This window comes from Rheinheimera sp., from assembly GCF_030690345.1.
Lineage (GTDB): Bacteria > Pseudomonadota > Gammaproteobacteria > Enterobacterales > Alteromonadaceae > Alishewanella.
Map to the genome: position 1 here is coordinate 1 of NZ_JAUYGV010000002.1, position 18,466 is coordinate 18,466.

At 47.5% G+C, this 18,466-nt stretch carries 31 protein-coding genes and 1 pseudogene; all 32 read right to left on the reverse strand.

Features of this window, described 5'->3' with window-relative positions:
• Window positions 1–329 precede the first annotated feature (329 nt).
• Window positions 330–1,610 (reverse strand): serine hydrolase, encoded by a 1,281-nt coding sequence (locus Q8O77_RS04605; RefSeq protein WP_305551701.1) that lies wholly within the window; start codon window positions 1,608–1,610, stop codon window positions 330–332.
• 108 nt (window positions 1,611–1,718) lie between these two features.
• On the reverse strand, window positions 1,719–2,117 hold the full coding sequence (rplQ, locus tag Q8O77_RS04610; RefSeq protein WP_027672166.1) for a 50S ribosomal protein L17: 399 nt from the start codon (window positions 2,115–2,117) through the stop codon (window positions 1,719–1,721).
• Window positions 2,118–2,156: 39 nt separating this feature from the next.
• On the reverse strand, window positions 2,157–3,146 hold the full coding sequence (gene rpoA / locus Q8O77_RS04615; protein ID WP_027672165.1) for a DNA-directed RNA polymerase subunit alpha: 990 nt from the start codon (window positions 3,144–3,146) through the stop codon (window positions 2,157–2,159).
• 24 nt (window positions 3,147–3,170) lie between these two features.
• On the reverse strand, window positions 3,171–3,791 hold the full coding sequence (gene rpsD / locus Q8O77_RS04620) for a 30S ribosomal protein S4 (protein WP_173502765.1): 621 nt from the start codon (window positions 3,789–3,791) through the stop codon (window positions 3,171–3,173).
• 33 nt (window positions 3,792–3,824) lie between these two features.
• Window positions 3,825–4,214 (reverse strand): 30S ribosomal protein S11, encoded by a 390-nt coding sequence (rpsK, locus tag Q8O77_RS04625; RefSeq protein ID WP_027672163.1) that lies wholly within the window; start codon window positions 4,212–4,214, stop codon window positions 3,825–3,827.
• Between the two features lie 11 nt (window positions 4,215–4,225).
• On the reverse strand, window positions 4,226–4,582 hold the full coding sequence (gene rpsM / locus Q8O77_RS04630; RefSeq protein WP_215399485.1) for a 30S ribosomal protein S13: 357 nt from the start codon (window positions 4,580–4,582) through the stop codon (window positions 4,226–4,228).
• A 135-nt stretch (window positions 4,583–4,717) separates the two neighbouring features.
• Window positions 4,718–4,831, reverse strand: a complete 114-nt coding sequence (rpmJ, locus tag Q8O77_RS04635; protein WP_082694854.1) for a 50S ribosomal protein L36 — start codon at window positions 4,829–4,831, stop codon at window positions 4,718–4,720.
• Between the two features lie 21 nt (window positions 4,832–4,852).
• Complete coding sequence (gene secY, locus Q8O77_RS04640; RefSeq protein WP_305551702.1) at window positions 4,853–6,181, reverse strand: preprotein translocase subunit SecY; 1,329 nt, start codon at window positions 6,179–6,181, stop codon at window positions 4,853–4,855.
• 15 nt (window positions 6,182–6,196) lie between these two features.
• A complete protein-coding gene (gene rplO, locus Q8O77_RS04645) occupies window positions 6,197–6,631 on the reverse strand; it encodes a 50S ribosomal protein L15 (protein ID WP_173502768.1) in 435 nt (144 codons plus the stop codon).
• Between the two features lie 3 nt (window positions 6,632–6,634).
• Window positions 6,635–6,817, reverse strand: a complete 183-nt coding sequence (gene rpmD, locus Q8O77_RS04650) for a 50S ribosomal protein L30 (protein WP_173502769.1) — start codon at window positions 6,815–6,817, stop codon at window positions 6,635–6,637.
• 6 nt (window positions 6,818–6,823) lie between these two features.
• Window positions 6,824–7,327, reverse strand: coding sequence for a 30S ribosomal protein S5 (gene rpsE / locus Q8O77_RS04655; RefSeq protein WP_068238299.1), 504 nt, complete (start codon window positions 7,325–7,327; stop codon window positions 6,824–6,826).
• A 9-nt stretch (window positions 7,328–7,336) separates the two neighbouring features.
• Window positions 7,337–7,687 carry a 50S ribosomal protein L18 gene (rplR, locus tag Q8O77_RS04660; protein ID WP_068238302.1) on the reverse strand — a complete coding sequence of 117 codons (351 nt, stop codon included), beginning with the start codon at window positions 7,685–7,687 and terminating at the stop codon, window positions 7,337–7,339.
• A gap of 9 nt (window positions 7,688–7,696) precedes the next feature.
• Window positions 7,697–8,230 carry a 50S ribosomal protein L6 gene (rplF, locus tag Q8O77_RS04665; RefSeq protein ID WP_305551703.1) on the reverse strand — a complete coding sequence of 178 codons (534 nt, stop codon included), beginning with the start codon at window positions 8,228–8,230 and terminating at the stop codon, window positions 7,697–7,699.
• Between the two features lie 15 nt (window positions 8,231–8,245).
• Entirely contained in the window at window positions 8,246–8,638 is a 393-nt protein-coding gene (gene rpsH, locus Q8O77_RS04670; protein WP_068238308.1) for a 30S ribosomal protein S8, read from the reverse strand.
• A 21-nt stretch (window positions 8,639–8,659) separates the two neighbouring features.
• The gene (rpsN, locus tag Q8O77_RS04675; protein ID WP_305551704.1) at window positions 8,660–8,965 is read right to left on the reverse strand and encodes a 30S ribosomal protein S14; all 306 of its coding nucleotides are present in this window, start codon (window positions 8,963–8,965) and stop codon (window positions 8,660–8,662) included.
• 11 nt (window positions 8,966–8,976) lie between these two features.
• Window positions 8,977–9,516: a 50S ribosomal protein L5 gene (gene rplE, locus Q8O77_RS04680; protein ID WP_173502773.1), complete on the reverse strand. Its 540-nt coding sequence runs from the start codon at window positions 9,514–9,516 to the stop codon at window positions 8,977–8,979.
• Window positions 9,517–9,535: 19 nt separating this feature from the next.
• Complete coding sequence (rplX, locus tag Q8O77_RS04685; protein ID WP_068238319.1) at window positions 9,536–9,850, reverse strand: 50S ribosomal protein L24; 315 nt, start codon at window positions 9,848–9,850, stop codon at window positions 9,536–9,538.
• Between the two features lie 9 nt (window positions 9,851–9,859).
• Window positions 9,860–10,228, reverse strand: a complete 369-nt coding sequence (rplN, locus tag Q8O77_RS04690; RefSeq protein ID WP_132585980.1) for a 50S ribosomal protein L14 — start codon at window positions 10,226–10,228, stop codon at window positions 9,860–9,862.
• Between the two features lie 164 nt (window positions 10,229–10,392).
• The gene (gene rpsQ, locus Q8O77_RS04695; protein WP_068238321.1) at window positions 10,393–10,647 is read right to left on the reverse strand and encodes a 30S ribosomal protein S17; all 255 of its coding nucleotides are present in this window, start codon (window positions 10,645–10,647) and stop codon (window positions 10,393–10,395) included.
• Window positions 10,647–10,838, reverse strand: coding sequence for a 50S ribosomal protein L29 (rpmC, locus tag Q8O77_RS04700; RefSeq protein ID WP_068238323.1), 192 nt, complete (start codon window positions 10,836–10,838; stop codon window positions 10,647–10,649). Before rpmC ends, rpsQ begins: the two co-directional genes overlap by 1 nt.
• The gene (rplP, locus tag Q8O77_RS04705; RefSeq protein ID WP_068238325.1) at window positions 10,838–11,251 is read right to left on the reverse strand and encodes a 50S ribosomal protein L16; all 414 of its coding nucleotides are present in this window, start codon (window positions 11,249–11,251) and stop codon (window positions 10,838–10,840) included. The genes rpmC and rplP overlap by 1 nt, the downstream gene beginning before the upstream one ends.
• Before the next feature lie 12 nt (window positions 11,252–11,263).
• Window positions 11,264–11,977: a 30S ribosomal protein S3 gene (rpsC, locus tag Q8O77_RS04710; RefSeq protein ID WP_008224489.1), complete on the reverse strand. Its 714-nt coding sequence runs from the start codon at window positions 11,975–11,977 to the stop codon at window positions 11,264–11,266.
• Between the two features lie 9 nt (window positions 11,978–11,986).
• The gene (gene rplV, locus Q8O77_RS04715) at window positions 11,987–12,319 is read right to left on the reverse strand and encodes a 50S ribosomal protein L22 (RefSeq protein WP_019677721.1); all 333 of its coding nucleotides are present in this window, start codon (window positions 12,317–12,319) and stop codon (window positions 11,987–11,989) included.
• A 10-nt stretch (window positions 12,320–12,329) separates the two neighbouring features.
• Window positions 12,330–12,608, reverse strand: a complete 279-nt coding sequence (gene rpsS / locus Q8O77_RS04720) for a 30S ribosomal protein S19 (protein WP_008950795.1) — start codon at window positions 12,606–12,608, stop codon at window positions 12,330–12,332.
• Window positions 12,609–12,624: 16 nt separating this feature from the next.
• Window positions 12,625–13,449: a 50S ribosomal protein L2 gene (rplB, locus tag Q8O77_RS04725; RefSeq protein WP_027672147.1), complete on the reverse strand. Its 825-nt coding sequence runs from the start codon at window positions 13,447–13,449 to the stop codon at window positions 12,625–12,627.
• A gap of 16 nt (window positions 13,450–13,465) precedes the next feature.
• Window positions 13,466–13,768 carry a 50S ribosomal protein L23 gene (gene rplW, locus Q8O77_RS04730; RefSeq protein ID WP_305551705.1) on the reverse strand — a complete coding sequence of 101 codons (303 nt, stop codon included), beginning with the start codon at window positions 13,766–13,768 and terminating at the stop codon, window positions 13,466–13,468.
• Complete coding sequence (gene rplD / locus Q8O77_RS04735) at window positions 13,765–14,370, reverse strand: 50S ribosomal protein L4 (RefSeq protein ID WP_092796978.1); 606 nt, start codon at window positions 14,368–14,370, stop codon at window positions 13,765–13,767. The genes rplW and rplD overlap by 4 nt, the downstream gene beginning before the upstream one ends.
• Window positions 14,371–14,388: 18 nt before the next feature.
• Window positions 14,389–15,027 (reverse strand): 50S ribosomal protein L3, encoded by a 639-nt coding sequence (gene rplC, locus Q8O77_RS04740; protein WP_173502778.1) that lies wholly within the window; start codon window positions 15,025–15,027, stop codon window positions 14,389–14,391.
• A gap of 29 nt (window positions 15,028–15,056) precedes the next feature.
• Window positions 15,057–15,368, reverse strand: coding sequence for a 30S ribosomal protein S10 (gene rpsJ / locus Q8O77_RS04745; protein ID WP_008899121.1), 312 nt, complete (start codon window positions 15,366–15,368; stop codon window positions 15,057–15,059).
• A 222-nt stretch (window positions 15,369–15,590) separates the two neighbouring features.
• The gene (locus Q8O77_RS04750) at window positions 15,591–16,451 is read right to left on the reverse strand and encodes a phospholipase A (RefSeq protein WP_305551706.1); all 861 of its coding nucleotides are present in this window, start codon (window positions 16,449–16,451) and stop codon (window positions 15,591–15,593) included.
• A gap of 14 nt (window positions 16,452–16,465) precedes the next feature.
• Window positions 16,466–18,205: an acyl-CoA dehydrogenase family protein gene (locus Q8O77_RS04755; protein WP_305551707.1), complete on the reverse strand. Its 1,740-nt coding sequence runs from the start codon at window positions 18,203–18,205 to the stop codon at window positions 16,466–16,468.
• Window positions 18,206–18,366: 161 nt separating this feature from the next.
• Window positions 18,367–18,466, reverse strand: a pseudogene (locus tag Q8O77_RS04760) (elongation factor Tu); the annotation flags it as partial.

An 18,466-nucleotide genomic window follows, 5' to 3' on the forward strand; every position in this document is an offset into this window, starting at 1 on the left:
TCTTTCTGTCACCGAAGTGACGCTCAGTCTTACTGACTTAAAACATTTCTGTAATAGTCACTCAACCGATAAATTTCATTTTGTGAAATCCATCATAAGTGCCCACACAGATGATTGATTGCGAATTGTTAAAGAGCGTGCGTCAGAGTTTACTCAATGACGCGAGGTTTTCACCTCAGTCAGACGCTTTGGGCTTTCGCTTGCTGCCGTCTGTGTGGTGCGCATTATAGAGATCGCTGCAATTCGATCAAGATCTTTTTTACAGAAATATGATCGACCGCGCACTTTTTAAGCGATCCTTTAAAAAAGCACTGTTTTTTGATTATAAATCAGTCAATTTCAGTATCTGGCGCTGTTACTTCGCGCACTTCACTAAGATCCGGTAGGTATTTTCGTGGCCGCTTCAACTCGTGTTGATATAGGTACTGACCGAGCTCACGTAAAAACGGGACGGCAACTTCTTCCCTTTGATACAGGTCATCATTGAGAATGTCGTTTTCATTGGCATAGACTACTGCCGTGACAAAAAACTCGATCTGCTGCTGCAAATCGACGATATAGGCGCCATCAATAATATGGCCATAGGCCCAGCCGGCTTTATTAAAAATACGGATATGTGGCGGCAGCTGCTGAGCTTTGCCGCCGAACAACAAGAACTTGGAATAGTTATCCGGGTAATCTGCTGCATCGTATAGCGGACTAGTACTATCAGGTGGCAACATCGCCATATAACGCAGTACCAGATCGCGATCTTCAGATTTTAAGTTAAAACGTTGCTGCTGGTTGAATAGCTGTGGAAAGATAAGCCGCTTTATTACACCATCAAAATCAGCAAGGCTAAGACGGTTTTTGTCGGTAAAATCCATTGGTGAGTTAATCAGCTCTTTACCACTGATATACGCTCTGCCCAATGTCGGTTTATCTTTGTTGATATATTGCCGATTTGTACTGCGGGCCGGCAGAGCCAGAATTGGATTGCCCTTAGTATCAACAAAGCTTACCGGATTGAACTGCCGGTTTTGCTCTGCCGTCAATGGCACGCTAAGGCGGTGATTAATCACGCTGTTTTTTAAGCCTTTGGCTGCCAGGCGCTGGTTAATAAAGTCCTGCCCAAGCAATTCATACAGCCGGTTACTGCCGTCGTTATCACTGACCAGTAATATCTTCTTTATATACTGTGCAATGCTGGGAAAACCGCTAGCAGAAGTAGGATCTGTAGCTTGCGCCGTTTGCCAGTCAGTTGCAGCATCAGTAAATATAGTAGTATCTGAATTTAAACCGGCGATATTCTGCTCTGACAACCATTCCAGTGCTAATAAAGCTATAGGCAATTTTACTGTGCTGGCCGGATAGAAGTAGCGATTATCATCAAGACCAAATTGATAGTAGGTAAGATTTGGACTGTTATCAGCGCCGCGGTCTACTCGCGTATAAATAATTTGTAACCGGTAAGGTTCAGGGTTGGTAAGTACATGCTGCAATGTCGGATATTGCTCTGTTCCCTGAGACAACAAAGGTTGCAGCGGCTGATACTGTATTTCGGTCGCTGTTTCAGCATCAGCTGCCAGTGGCAAACTAAGTAATAGCAAGGGAAGCAAGATTTTTTGCATGCTCAATACCTGGGCTTAAGTCAAAGCATCATAATAAGGATTAGCTGGTGGAAAAACAAACAGGCATAAAAAAGCCGGGCTATGCCCGGCTTTTCAGTTCTTTAGCGCTTACTCAGCTGCAGTTTCTTCAACTGGCAGTGCGTCCACTTCCGGACGATCGACTAACTCGATGTAAGCCATAGGTGCGTTATCACCTGCACGGAAGCCACACTTCAAAATACGAGTGTAACCACCTGGACGCGCGTTGTAACGCGGGCCCAGCACGTTGAATAACAAACCTACTACTTCTTTATCACGAGTACGGGCGAAAGCTAAACGGCGGTTTGCAACGCTGTCATTCTTTGCCAATGTGATCAATGGCTCGATCACACGACGTAACTCTTTAGCCTTTGGCAAAGTCGTTTTGATGATTTCGTGCTTCACCAACGAGCTTGCCATGTTGCGGAACATTGCCGTACGGTGGCTGCTGTTCCTGTTTAATTGACGACCACTCTTGCGATGGCGCATGATCTATTCCTTCTCACTAAACCAGAAACTGGTATCTGATTAGTCTTTATTTACCAGACTCGCTGGCGGCCAGTTCTCAAGGCGCATGCCCAGGGATAAACCGCGTGATGCCAGCACGTCTTTGATTTCGGTAAGCGACTTTTTACCCAGGTTAGGTGTTTTAAGTAACTCAACCTCGGTACGCTGAACCAGATCACCAATGTACTGAATCTGCTCTGCCTTCAAGCAGTTAGCAGAACGAACTGTTAATTCCAAATCATCGACCGGACGTAACAGAATCGGATCAAACTCCGGCTTCTCTTCGCGTTTTTCCGGTTCGCTCTTATCGCGCAGCTCGACGAAGAACTCCAGCTGTTCGGCCAGAATTGTTGCTGCACGGCGAATGGCTTCCTCTGGCTCAACAGTGCCGTTGGTCTCCATATCGATGATCAGTTTGTCCAGATCAGTACGCTGTTCTACCCGCGCTGCTTCAACTGAGTAGGCTATACGCTCTACCGGGCTGAAAGAGGCATCCAGTAACAGACGACCAATAGGACGCTCGTCATCATCTGAGGACAAACGCGCTGATGCAGGCACATAACCGCGACCACGTTCAACTTTCAGGCGCATACTGAATTCAGTTTCGCCGGTCAGGTTGCAAATAACGTGCTCAGGGTTGGTAATAACCACACCGTCGCCATGCTGGATGTCTCCAGCTGTTACAGGGCCAGCACCTTTCTTCGTCAAAGTCAGAGTGACTTCATCTTTGTCTTCCAGGCGAACGGCAAGGCCTTTCAGGTTCAGAAGGATATCGATGATATCTTCCTGCACACCTTCTTTGGCACTGTACTCATGGAGAACGCCGTCAATCTCAACTTCAGTCACTGCACAACCTGGCATTGACGAAAGCAGAATACGACGTAACGCGTTGCCCAAGGTATGCCCGAAACCGCGCTCAAGTGGTTCCAAAGTAACTTTGGCACGAGTTGGGTTGATTTTTTCGATACCAACTAATCTCGGCTTAAGGAATTCGGTGACAGAACCCTGCATTGTATCCTCTCTTAACAATTAGCTTTACTTAGAGTAAAGCTCGACGATTAACTGTTCGTTGATGTCAGCAGACAAGTCTGAACGCTCAGGCAGACGCTTGAAAACGCCTTCCAGTTTCGTGTTATCTACTTCGATCCAAGTTGGTTTCTCACGTTGTGCAGCTACTTCAAGCGCAGCACCAATACGGGCTTGCTTTTTCGCTTTCTCACGAACAGAGACCACTTGTTCAGGTAATACTTTGTATGATGGAATGTTCAGCACTTGGCCATTAATCATGATGGCTTTGTGGCTAACCAGCTGACGTGCTTCAGCGCGCGTACTGGCCAAACCCATACGGTATACTACGTTGTCTAAGCGTGACTCTAACAACGCTAACAGGTTTTCACCTGTATTACCTTTCAAACGAGCAGCTTCCTTGTAATAGTTACGGAACTGCTTTTCTAATACGCCATACATACGACGTACTTTTTGTTTCTCGCGTAACTGTAAACCGTAGTCTGATAAGCGACCGCGACGTGCGCCGTGCTGACCAGGAGCGGTAGTTAAGTTACACTTTGAATCAATTGCTCTTACGCCGCTCTTCAGGAACAGATCTGTGCCTTCGCGACGACTGAGTTTGAGCTTAGGACCCAAATATCTTGCCATCTTCTTTCTCCAATAATCCGTGAAGCGCTGTAATTACACGCGACGTTTTTTAGGTGGACGGCATCCGTTATGCGGGATAGGCGTCACGTCGGTGATATTTGTGATCTTATAGCCAGCGGCGTTCAGAGCACGAATCGCTGATTCGCGGCCCGGGCCAGGACCATTCACAAACACTTCAAGGTTCTTTACACCATATTCCAGCGCGGCAGTACCGGCGCGCTCTGCAGCTACCTGAGCAGCAAACGGAGTAGATTTACGTGAACCACGGAAACCTGAACCGCCGGCAGTTGCCCAGCACAGTGCATTACCCTGACGATCAGTAATCGTCACGATGGTGTTGTTGAAAGAAGCATGGATATGAGCCATACCGTCAGAAACTTGCTTTTTTACCCGTTTACGAGTACGAACTGGTGCTTTAGCCATGTTGAATCACCTTATTTCTTAATCGCTTTACGTGGGCCCTTGCGGGTACGCGCATTAGTTTTAGTGCGCTGACCACGAACCGGCAGACTACGACGGTGGCGCAGGCCACGGTAGCAACCAAGGTCCATTAAACGCTTAATGTTTAATGTGATTTCACGGCGCAAGTCACCTTCAACGGTGTATTTTGCAACTTCGTCACGAAGCGTATCTAATTGCGCGTCGGTTAACGCAGCAATTTTTGTACTTTCTTCGATACCCACTGCAGCTAAAATCGATTTAGCGCGGGTTTTACCGATACCATAAACATAGGTCAAAGAGATGACCGCATGTTTATTATCGGGGATGTTAATGCCAGCGATACGGGCCACTAACGTTCTCCTATAATAGAGTTTAAAGATGCCAATTTGAAAAGCCCGTAAGGATACTCAAATGGCGCTGATATTGCAAACGATAAAGGGGCTCAACCAATCAGTTCAGCCCGCAGTATCATTTTTGTTCTGCTATTAGCCTTGGCGCTGTTTGTGCTTCGGCTCACTGCAAATTACGCGAACAACGTTGTTACGTCTGATCACTTTGCAGTTACGGCAGATCTTCTTAACGGAAGCTCGTACTTTCATAACTTAACTCCGCAAACTATCTTAACGGCCATAGCCTTTAAGATTTGCCTTTTTAAGCACAGAATCATATTGATGCGACATCAAATGCGTCTGTACCTGTGCCATAAAATCCATGATAACGACAACGATAATCAGTAAAGAAGTACCACCGAAGTAGAACTGTACATCCCACGCTACCATCATGAACTCAGGAACTAAACAGATAAAGGTTATATACAGGGCACCCGCTAAGGTTAACCGTGTCATCACTTTATCGATGTATTTTGATGTCTGCTCACCAGGACGGATCCCGGGAATAAAGGCACCGGATTTCTTCAGGTTATCTGCTGTATCGCGCGGGTTAAACACCAACGCAGTATAGAAGAAACAGAAGAAAATAATGGCCGCGGAGTATAACATCATATACAACGGTTGTCCCGGAGATAATGTTAATGCTAATTCCTGGAGGAAATTAGCCACCACGCCTTCACCCGAACCAAACCAACTGGCTATCGTACCGGGGAACAGAATAATGCTGGAGGCAAAAATCGGTGGTATTACGCCGGCCATATTCACCTTTAATGGTAAATGGCTGCTTTGCGCGGCAAACACCTGACGGCCTTGCTGACGCTTGGCATAATTGACCACAATCCGACGCTGGCCGCGTTCAAAGAACACCACAAACCAGGTAATCGCAATTACGATCACACCTATTGCTACCAACAGTAAAAAGTGCAAATCGCCTTGACGTGCCTGCTCGATCGTCTGGCCAATGGCAGACGGGAAGCCGGCAACAATACCGGTAAAGATTAGCAACGAGATACCATTACCAATGCCGCGCTCTGTAATTTGCTCACCCAACCACATTAAAAACATGGTACCGGTAACCAAGCTGATTACCGCAGTAAAGTAAAATGCAAAGCCTGGGTTAATCACTAACCCCTGCATCATGTTAGGCAGGCCAGTGGCAATACCAATGGCCTGTAATGTTGCTAATGCTAAAGTACCGTAGCGTGTCATCTGGTTGATTTTGCGCTTTCCAGCTTCGCCTTCTTTTTTCAGTTCAGCCATGGCCGGATGCATTACCGTCAACAGCTGTACAATAATAGAGGCAGAGATGTAGGGCATAATACCCAACGCAAACACCGAAGCACGCTCAAGTGCGCCACCGCTGAACATGTTAAACATTTCAACGATGGTGCCCTTTTGTTGCTCGAATAACTGAGCCAGCACGGCGGCGTCAATTCCAGGAATTGGCACAAAGGAGCCTAACCGAAATACGATTATGGCCAAAAGCACAAATAACAAACGGGATTTCAGCTCGCTGAATCCGCCTTTTGCACTTTTTGAGTCCGAACCTGGTTTAGCCATCGCGTACTATCCTTATTATTCTTCGACTTTACCGCCAGCGGCTTCGATTGCTGCACGCGCGCCTTTAGTTGCACCTAAACCTTTTACGGTTACCGGGCGAGTAATCTCACCTGACAGTACAACTTTGGCAAACTTAACAGTACGGGCAATGATGTTAGCTTCCATCAGGCTAGCCAGATCAACTACATCACCTTTAACCGCTGCCAGTTCGTGCAGGCGTACTTCAGCAGAAACCAAAGATTTCTGTGAAGTGAAACCGAACTTAGGTAAGCGCTGTTTCAATGGCATTTGACCGCCTTCGAAACCAGGACGCACTTTACCACCTGAACGTGACTTCAAACCTTTATGGCCACGACCTGCAGTTTTACCTAAGCCTGAGCCGATACCACGACCCACGCGATGCTTGTTTTTCTTAGCACCAGGTGCCGGAGCAAGAGTATTTAATAACATCTGTTACTCCTCCACTTTAACCATGTAATACACAGCGTTGATCATACCGCGAACAGAAGGAGTATCTTCTACTTCAACAGTATGATTAATGCGGCGTAAACCTAAACCCAGTAAAGAAGCCTTGTGCTTCGGTAAACGACCGATGCTGGACTTAATTTGGGTTACTTTAATTGTCTTCTTCGCCATGGCAGATTACCCCAGAATGTCGTCAACGCGTAAACCGCGTTTAGCAGCTATTTGAGCTGGCGACTTAACAGTCGACAGTGCATTAATAGTTGCGCGAACTACGTTGATTGGGTTAGTTGAGCCGTAACACTTAGACAGAATGTTCTGTACGCCTGCTACTTCCAGTACGGCGCGCATTGCACCACCGGCGATAAGACCGGTACCTTCAGCTGCAGGTTGCATGTAAACATTTGAACCTGAGTGAACACCACGGGTTGGGTGGTGTAAGGTGTTACCATTTAACTCAACCTGGGTCATGTTGCGGCGCGCTTTTTCCATTGCTTTTTGAATAGCAGCTGGTACTTCACGTGCTTTACCATAACCGAAACCAACACGGCCGTTGCCGTCACCGACTACAGTCAGAGCGGTAAAGGAGAAAATACGACCACCTTTAACAACTTTTGACACGCGGTTTACTGCAACAAGCTTCTCTTGTAAATCAGATTGTTGTTTAGCTTCTTCGTTAGCCATGAGCTACTCCTAGAACTGAAGACCGGCTTCACGCGCCGCGTCAGCCAGAGCTTGCACGCGACCATGATACTGAAAGCCACTGCGGTCAAAAGCACAAGCAGTAACGCCTTTGGCTACTGCACGTTCGGCAATCGCTTTACCTACAGCCTTAGCAGCATCTACGTTACCAGTGTACTTAAGTGAGTCTTTAATTGAAGCTTCTACGGTAGAAGCTGCAGCAATCACTTCAGCATTTGGTGCGATAAGCTGGGCGTAGATGTGACGTGGTGTACGGTGTACAACCAAGCGATTCGCACCTTGTTCGATAATATTTCTGCGAGTGCGTTTGGCACGGCGCAGACGAGCAAGTTTCTTATCCATCGTCCTACCCTACTTTTTCTTCGCTTCTTTACGACGCACGTTTTCGTTTGCATAGCGCACACCTTTGCCTTTGTAAGGCTCTGGTTTACGGTATGCCCGGATGTTAGCGGCAACCTGACCAACTAATTGCTTGTCAGCACCTTTTACCAGTACTTCAGTCTGGCTTGGCGTTTCAATAGTGATACCGTTAGGGATCTGAAACACCACTGGGTGAGAAAAGCCCAGGCTCAGGTTCAATACTTTACCTTCTGCTTTCGCACGGTAACCAACACCAACCAGTTCCAGCTTCTGAGAGAAACCCTCAGTTACACCGGTAACCAGGTTGTTGATTAGCGCACGGGCAGTACCCGCTTGCGCGTCAGCGCCATCGAAGCCTTCACGTGGATTGGTACGTAAAACGTTACCTTCAACCACAACTTCAACCGCTGGGTTAACATCTAATGTTAACTCGCCGTTTTTGCCCTTAAAGGACACTACCTGACCGTTTTGCGTTAAAGTAACGCCGGCAGGAATAGTGACCGGGGCTTTAGCAACACGAGACATAGATTACTACCTCCGTTACGCTACGTAGCCGATGATTTCGCCACCGATACCAACCTTGCGCGCGGCGCGGTCAGTCATTAGTCCTTTAGATGTTGACACGATGGCCACACCTAAACCGCCCATTACCTTAGGTAAATCGCCACGCTTCTTATAGATGCGCAGACCAGGACGACTAACACGATCGATAGTTTCAATTACAGATTTGCCCTGGAAGTACTTTAACGTTACTTCCAGTTCTGGCTTAACATCACCAGAAACCGCGAAATCAGCGATGTAACCTTCGTCTTTTAATACTTTCGCAATAGACACCTTCAATTTTGAAGATGGCATCTTAACCGCAACTTTATTGGCTGACTGGCCGTTGCGGATGCGAGTAAACATATCCGCTACTGGATCTTGCAAACTCATAGCTCGTTACTCCCGTGATTCTTACCAGCTAGCCTTACGAAGGCCAGGAATTTCACCGCGCATCGCCGCTTCACGGACCTTGATCCGGCTCATGCCGAATTTACGCAGGTAACCGTGTGGACGACCAGTTACACGACAACGGTTACGTTGACGCGAAGGGCTTGAATCACGCGGCAACGTCTGTAACTTCAGAACGGCTGCCCAACGGTCTTCATCAGAAGTCGCTGGATTGGCAATCGCATCTCTCAGTTCATGACGCTTTGCAGCGAATTTGGCTACCAGTTGTGCACGCTTGAATTCACGTGCTTTCATTGATTGTTTTGCCATGACCCTACACCTTATTTCTTGAATGGGAAGTTAAACGCGGCAAGTAAAGCACGTCCTTCGTCATCGGTACGCGCGGTAGTCGTAATAGTGATATCTAAACCACGTACTGCATCTACTTTATCGTATTCGATTTCGGGGAAAATGATTTGCTCGCGTACACCCATGCTGTAGTTACCACGGCCATCGAACGACTTCGGGTTTACACCACGGAAGTCACGAATACGCGGGATAGCAATAGAGACTAAACGCTCTAAAAATTCCCACATACGTTCGCCGCGCAGGGTCACTTTTGCGCCAATAGGGTAGCCTTCACGGATTTTGAAACCGGCTACTGATTTACGCGCCTTGGTTACCAGTGGCTTTTGGCCTGCAATAGCAGTCAAATCGCCAACGGCGTTTTCAAGGATCTTTTTATCAGCAACTGCTTCACCCACACCCATATTGAGTGTGATTTTAACAATCCGAGGGACTTGCATGACGCTGGTGTAGCCGAACTGTTTAAACAGTTCCGGGACTACGGTGTCTTTGTAAATTTCATGCAGTTTCGCCATCGTATTACTCCAATAGCAATTAAATTACTTCGTTATTCGACTTGAAGAAACGCACTTTCTTGCCATCTTCAAGGCGGAAACCTACACGATCTGCTTTACCCGTTTTAGAGTTAAAGATCGCTACGTTTGAAACATGAATTGAGGCTTCTTTCTCAACGATACCGCCTGGTTGATTCAGAGCCGGTACAGGCTTCTGATGCTTTTTAACCAGGTTAACGCCGGAAACATAAACACGACCTTCAGCTACTAATACTTTAGTAACTTTACCGCGTTTACCCTTGTCCTTACCGGTAAGAACAACAACCTCGTCATCACGACGGATTTTACTAGCCATGGTGACTCCTTACAGTACTTCTGGTGCCAGAGACACGATCTTCATAAACTTATCGCCACGAAGTTCACGTGTAACAGGCCCGAAAATACGAGTGCCGATCGGTTCCAGCTTGCTGTTTAACAACACTGCTGCATTGCGATCAAAACGGATTAATGACCCGTCCTGACGGCGTACGCCTTTGCGTGTACGCACCACCACTGCATTCAGTACATCACCTTTTTTAACTTTACCGCGCGGAATTGCTTCCTTGACAGTAACTTTGATGACGTCACCAATTGCAGCATAACGGCGATGTGAACCACCTAAGACCTTAATACACATTACGCTGCGCGCGCCGCTGTTGTCTGCGACTTCCAGCATAGATTGCATCTGGATCATCTTAGTGCTCCGCTATTCTACTAAATAACCCTCACGGGTTACGCTGCTTACGATAAAAACTACCCCCTGACAAGAGGGCGCGTGATTATAACAGCACTCTTGTTAAAAAGGTAGCGCAAAATAAAAGCGGCCCACAAAGGAGCCGCTTTTAACACCTTAACGAATTAAGATGCTGATTCGACTACAGCAACCAGGGTCCATGACTTAGTCTTGGACAAAGGACGGCATTCACGGATAGTGACTACGTCGCCTTCTTTACACTGATTGGTTTCATCATGTACGTGCAGCTTGGTAGTACGCTTGATGAACTTCCCGTAAATTGGGTGTTTCACCGAACGCTCGATCGCAACAGTAATAGACTTGTCCATTTTGTTGCTGATCACTTTACCTTGCAGTGTACGAGTATTAGTTTCGCTCATTACGCACCTGCCTTCTCGGTTAAGATGGTCTTAACGCGCGCGATATCACGACGCACCTGCTTAAATAAATGCGTTTGAGCTAACTGACCGGTAGCTAATTGCATGCGCAGGTTGAACTGCTCACGTAATAAACCCAGTAATTCAGTATTTAACTCTTCAACACTTTTCGCTTTTAATTCGCTGGCTTTCATCACATTACCGTCCGCGTTACAAAGGCTGTCTTAAATGGTAGCTTAGCGGAAGCCAGTGCAAATGCATGACGCGCTAACTCTTCAGACACACCGTCCATTTCGTACAGTACTTTGCCAGGTTTAATCTGACATACCCAGTACTCAACAGAACCTTTACCACTACCCATACGTACTTCCAGCGGCTTAGCGGTGATTGGCTTGTCTGGGAACACACGGATCCAGATTTTACCAACACGCTTAACAGCGCGCGTCATAGCACGACGTGCAGATTCAATTTGACGTGAAGTCATTTGACCACGTTCTACAGATTTCAGTGCATAAGTACCGAAAGATACTTTATCGCCAACCTGGGCTAAACCACGGTTACGACCTTTGTGCACTTTACGAAATTTTGTACGTTTTGGTTGCAACATCGCTCAATACCCCTACTTAGCCTTACGTGCCGGTTTTTTCGGCGCTTTAGGCTGGTTGTTATTGTTGGCGTTGTTGGTGTTGTTGTTCAATGGCAGAGCACCTAAGATCTCGCCTTTGAAAATCCACACTTTCACACCAATGATACCGTAAGTAGTCAGTGCTTCTGAGGTATTGTAATCGATATCAGCACGCAGAGTGTGAAGTGGCACACGGCCTTCACGGTACCACTCTGAACGAGCGATTTCTGCGCCGCCTAAACGGCCGCTAACTTCAACTTTGATACCCTTGGCACCGATACGCATGGCGTTTTGTACCGCGCGCTTCATAGCACGACGGAACATTACACGACGCTCTAACTGGCTGCTGATTGAGTCAGCAACTAATTTGGCATCCAGCTCAGGCTTGCGGATTTCAGAGATGTTAATCTGCGCAGGTACGCCAGCGATGGCTGCTACTTGCTTGCGGATTTTCTCAACATCTTCACCTTTCTTACCGATGATTACGCCTGGACGCGCAGTGTGAATAGTCACACGGATGCTTTTCGCAGGGCGTTCGATATCGATCCGGCTAACTGACGCGGCTTTCAGTTCTTTTGTCAGATACTGACGAACTTTAAAGTCACCGTTTAAGAAATCCGGGAAGTCTTTCGTATTCGCGAACCAGGTTGAGCTCCATGGCTTAGTGATACCTAGGCGAATACCATTAGGATGTACTTTCTGTCCCATTTCTCTCTCCTAGTTATCAGCTACAACCACAGTGATGTGGCTGGTACGCTTGACGATACGGTCAGCACGACCTTTAGCACGTGGCTTGATACGTTTCATAGACGGACCTTCATCAATGAAGATGGTCTTAACTTTCAACGTATCAATATCCGCGCCTTCATTGTGCTCAGCGTTGGCAATGGCTGATAAAAGAACCTTTTTAACTAACTCAGCAGCTTTCTTCGGGCTGTAAGTCAGTACGTTCAGCGCCTTATCTACTGACAATCCACGCACCTGGTCAGCGACCAGACGGGTTTTTTGAGCAGAAGAACGGGCAAATTTGTGTTTAGCTAATGCTTGCATCATTTACCCCTTAGCGCTTCTTGGCCTTTTTGTCGGCTGCATGACCACGGTAGGTACGAGTAGGTGCAAATTCACCTAACTTGTGACCAATCATCTCTTCCGAGACGAACACAGGTACATGTTGACGACCATTATGGACAGCGATGGTCAAACCGATCATATCAGGTATGATCATTGAACGACGGCTCCAAGTCTTAATAGGCTTCTTGTCACCGCTTTCCAACGCTTTCTCTACCTTCTTCAGCAAGTGAAGGTCAATAAATGGACCTTTCTTGAGAGAACGTGGCATGGCAATTCCTCACAAATTATTTATCACGACGACGTACGATAAGTTTATCAGTACGCTTGTTTGAACGAGTTTTGTAACCCTTCGTTGGTACGCCCCATGGAGATACAGGGTGACGACCACCAGAAGTTTTACCTTCACCACCACCGTGTGGGTGATCAACCGGGTTCATTACCACACCACGTACGGTTGGGCGAATGCCACGCCAGCGCATTGCACCAGCTTTACCGTATTGACGTAACATATGTTCCGCGTTGCCGATCTCACCGATAGTCGCGCGACAATCTGCTAATACTTTACGTACTTCGCCACTGCGTAAACGCAGCGTCACGTACTCACCGTCACGAGCCAGGATCTGTACAAATGCGCCAGCAGAACGAGCTAACTGACCACCTTTACCTGGTTTCATTTCGATGTTGTGTACTACCTGACCAACCGGGATATTGCGCAGTGGTAAGGTGTTACCGGCTTTGATTGGTGATTCCATACCTGAAACCACTGTATCACCTGCCTTCAGGCCTTTAGGGGCCAGAATGTAACGACGCTCACCGTCTGCGTATAACACCAGTGCGATGTTAGCAGTACGGTTTGGATCGTACTCTAAACGCTCAACTTTGGCCGGAATGCCATCTTTGTTGCGTTTGAAGTCAACTAAACGGTAATGTTGCTTATGACCACCACCGATATGACGGGTAGTGATGCGACCGTTGTTGTTACGACCACCTGTTTTTGAATTTTTCTCTAACAAAGGTGCGTAAGGCTTGCCTTTGTACAGGTCCGGGTTAACCACTTTTAATACGTGGCGACGACCTGGTGACGTAGGTTTACACTTTACAAGTGCCATTTCCTAACTCCTCTTCTTACTCAGCGCCGCCAACGAAATCGATTTCGCTGCCTTCTTTAAGAGTCACGTAAGCTTTTTTCCAATCGCTACGCTTGCCCATACGCGCACCAGTGCGCTTGGCCTTACCCTTAACATTAACAGTACGCACACCAACTACTTCTGTTTCGAACAGTTTTTCAACTGCCGCTTTAACATCAGCTTTAGTCGCAGTAGTGGCAATCTTGAAAACGACTGTATTGTGTTTTTCAGCAGACACAGTGCTCTTTTCAGAAACGTGCGGTGCCAAAATAACCTTCAGTAAACGTTCTTCGCGGATCATGCTAACAGCTCCTCAAGTTGCTTAACTGCAGCAGCAGTCATTAACACTTTGTCGAATGCGATTAAGCTGACCGGGTCGATACCGTGTACGTCACGCACATCAACCTTGTACAGGTTGCGTGCTGATAAGAACAGGTTCTCATCCACTTCGTTAGTCACGATTAACACGTCTTTTAAGTCCATTGCTTTTAACTTTGCAGTTAAATCTTTGGTCTTAGGCGAATCAACGGCGAAATTTTCCACCACGATTAAACGCTCTTGACGTACTAATTCAGACAGGATGCTTTGAATCGCACCACGATACATTTTACGGTTTACTTTTTGGCTGTGATCTTGTGGCTTAGCCGCAAAAGTTACACCGCCTCCGCGCCAGATTGGGCTGCGGATAGTACCGGCACGCGCGCGGCCTGTACCTTTTTGACGCCATGGCTTCTTACCACCACCGCGTACTTCAGAACGTGTCAGCTGAGCGCGGGTACCCTGACGGGCGCCGGCAGCATAGGCTACAACGACCTGATGAACCAAAGCTTCATTAAACTCACGTCCAAAGGTAGCTTCGGAAACTTCAAGAACGCCTTGAGCGTCTCGTAATGCTAATTCCATCACTTATCTCCTCAGACGTTAGCTTTTAACAGCTGGTTTAACGATCACGTCACCACCGATAGCGCCAGGTACTGCACCTTTTACTAACAGGATGTTACGTTCTGCGTCTACACGAACCACTTCCAGTGACTGCACGGTTACGCGCTCAGCACCTAAGTGACCAGCCATTTTTTTACCCTTGAATACTTTACCAGGTGATTGGTTCTGACCAATTGAACCTGGTGCACGGTGTGATAACGAGTTACCGTGAGTAGCATCCTGAGTACGGAAATTCCAGCGCTTAACAGCACCGGCAAAACCCTTACCTTTTGATGTGCCAGACACATCAACTTTTTTCGCTTCAGCGAAAATTTCAACCGTAATTTCGCTGCCGACAGTGATGTCAGCACCTTCGTTATCTGTCAGGCGGAATTCCCACAGACCACGACCAGCGTCCACGCCCACTTTAGCGAAGTGGCCTGCTTCCGGCTTGCTCATGCGGCTTGCCTTTACAGTACCAGCAGTCACTTGCAGTGCGCTGTAACCGTCTGTTTCTGCAGTTTTAACTGCAGTTACACGGTTTGGTGTCGCTTCGATTACGGTTACTGGAATTGAAACGCCGTCTTCAGTGAAGATGCGAGTCATTCCCACTTTACGACCGACTAGACCGATAGCCATTTCCTAAACCTCTCTATAAACCTGTCTGATTAGCCCAGGCTGATTTGAACGTCAACGCCAGCAGGCAAGTCTAAACGCATCAGCGCATCAACCGTTTTCTCGGTTGGCTCAACGATGTCGATTAAACGCTTGTGGGTACGGATTTCGTACTGATCACGTGCATCTTTGTTGACGTGAGGAGAAATCAATACAGTGAAACGTTCCTGGCGGGTAGGAAGTGGAATAGGACCACGAACCTGAGCGCCCGTACGCTTAGCTGTGTCAACGATTTCCATGGTTGACTGATCGATCAAACGGTGATCGAACGCTTTCAGACGGATGCGAATCCTTTGATTACTCATGTATCAAAGCCTCAAAGAGCAAAAAGAGCAAAAATAAACACAAGCTATCCAACCCAAGAAGGGGGATGCCCATGCACCAAAGTTACGTTTGCTCCCCAATCGGGAGCACTGTAAGCGTTAAATAACTCTAAAGTTTGTTTAACGAGCCAGTCAGAATTGTATCGACTGGCCGCGCATTATACTGAAATCAACTGATAACGCAAGTGTTGGTTATAAAATGAACTACAGAATATCGTTTAGCTCAAAACCGATACCAAAGCGGGTGACTGAGCGGTCATAGTCAATCAGACTCTCGCCATAACCATTAAACAACTCAGCATAAAAGCGGATATGTTTGTTAAACGGCACCGAATAAGACACTCTGACAGCGCCTTTATTGTCACTGCGTAAGTTATTGCGCAGCATCATCCGCCAGGTGGCGTTGTCCTGTTTATAAGCAGCCGACAACTCAAACCAGCCCATATATTTGGTTATATCTGGGTTATCATCGCCATTAGGGTCTTGCGGCGAATCTTTCCTGTCTTCTTTAAAGCGATACCAGGGTTCAAAGTTAATAAACACATTGCCGACAGATGTAACCCAACTCAGTTTCAGCCGGTTCCAACTGCGCGATAGCTCGCCGGCACGGCCGTTAGATTGATGCGACAAACTTAAACTGATAATCCGGCTTGCAGCTTCTTCGTAGTTTTTGTAGTGCGGCAGCATCAGGATCAGCTCCGGCTCGTAGTTGTTCTCCCGAAACGGTGATGACACTTCGCTGTTATAGGCTTGCCAATATGCCTGCTGAGTAAAAGCAAAAAACAGATAACCATTATCTTTATAGATTTTTGTCCACAACGGAGTTTTAAGGCTGAGTTGGAACTTAGCCTCCACATTGTCGGACGGCGCACTGCTACCGTCCCTTTCAAGGGTAGAAGCAATGCCATCGACATAGGTAAACGGCATCAGGTAGTTATTCTCATGCGGCAATAAGGTAAAGGGCGCATACGTATCCCATTGCTCGGCTTTCATCCGCTTATCCAGTGCGTCCGCTGCCGAAGCGGAGAACGCCAATAGTGCTATTAAGCCGGCGAGGTATTGCATAATTGTCCTTAATATCAGAAGTGCTCTGTTGCTAACTTATCCACTACGGCTGAATCATGCCTTAATAATGACAACAGACCATCAGCTTTGGGCAAAATACGGCCGAAGTAATATGCTGCCGTATGTTGTTTTGCCAGCACAAACTGCTCACTTTGTACCGCTGGCTGTAGTGCCGCCAGATTTTTATACCACATATAGCCGTACAGCACATATGACACCAGGGCTAAATAGTCGCAGGCATTGGCACTTTGTGCGCGGCTGTCCTGCGCCAACAGTTCTGCAGTTAAGCTCTGTAATTGGTCGATGTAATGCTGCAGCGACGCAGCAGCATCAATTGGTCCAGCTGCCATTTCAGCATTGATTTCTGCCAGTAGTGTAAGCAATACCGAGCCCTGGTCTGCCGCCACTTTACGCAACATAAAATCTGCCGCCTGAATGCCATTAGTACCCTCATAAATCTGGGCAATACGCACATCACGTACCAGTTGCTCCATACCCCATTCTTTAACATAGCCGTGGCCGCCAAACACCTGTTGTGCGGTAACACAAGCCTCAAAGCCCTGATCTGTCATAAACGCTTTGGCTATCGGCGTCAGTAAATTAGCGCGTTGTGCCGATACCGGGCAGTTATCATACTTAGCTTTATCCAACAGTGATGCCACCCAGGTAGCAAAGGTACGGCCAGCCTCATTCATTGCTTTTATATTAAGCAACATGCGCCTAACGTCGGCATGACCAATAATAGGCTCAGCTTTGTTAGCATCTTTCCCGGTGACCCTACCCTGTAGCCGGTCTTTGGCATAAGCCAGCGCATTTTGATAAGCCCGCTCAGCCGCGCCCAGCCCCTGGCTGCCCATTGATAAACGCTCATAGTTCATCATGGTAAACATACAGGCTAAACCACGGTGTGGTTCACCGATTAAATAGCCTTTGGCGTCGTCAAAATTCAGCACACAGGTCGCCGAGCCATTAATGCCCATCTTATGCTCAATAGACCCTACACTGACGCTATTGCGGCTACCCGGTTCGCCGGCGGCATCCGGCAGATACTTCGGCACTAAAAACAGCGAGATACCGCGGCTACCGGCGGGTGCATCCGGCAACTTGGCCAGTACCAGATGAATGATGTTTTTTGTCAGGTCATGCTCGCCGGCGGTAATAAAAATTTTGCTGCCGTTCAGCAAATAACTGCCATCCTCGGCCGGCCTGGCTGTAGTGCGCATAATGCCAAGATCGGAGCCGGCATGCGATTCGGTTAAACACATAGTGCCGGACCATTCGCCGCTGTACATTTTCGGCAAGTACAGTGCTTTGGTGGCCTCATCTGCATGTTGTAATAAAGCAACGCAAGCGCCGGCGGTTAAACCGGGATATAACGAGAACGCGATATCAGCACTGCAAAGCATTTCATCCACCATCATCGACAGCGATTTGGGCATACCCATACCGCCGTATTCAGCATCGCCACTAAGGCCGGTCCAGCCACCTTCGGCCAGACTTTGATAAGCAGTGTAATAATGCGCCGGCAGCGACACCTTGCCGTCTTGTAATTGGGCACAGCGTTGATCTGCTTCGCCTGAAAACGGTGCTATTTGTTGTTCACAAATTTTAGCGGCTTCTTCCAGAATAGCTTTAGCAGTGTCAGCCTCAATAAGTTCGCAGAGCTCGCTTTGCTGCTGCCAGTATTGATCTAACTGCCAAACGTCGAAAAGGTTGAACAAAATATCATTTAACGGTGCCTGGTACTGGCTCATCTTGATTGCCTCTTTAACTGGACGGATGAGTTAGAGCATGGCACAGCTTCGACATTCAAACAAGTGTTTGAATAATGAATTAGCGCCCGAACAGCCAGATACAGACCGCGCTTTTCAGGCAATAAAAAAGGCCCCGTAGGGCCTTTTTTAATCAATGCTAATTAAGCAATGATTTTTGATACTACACCCGCACCTACTGTACGGCCGCCTTCACGGATAGCGAAGCGTAAACCTTCGTCCATCGCGATTGGGCAAATCAGC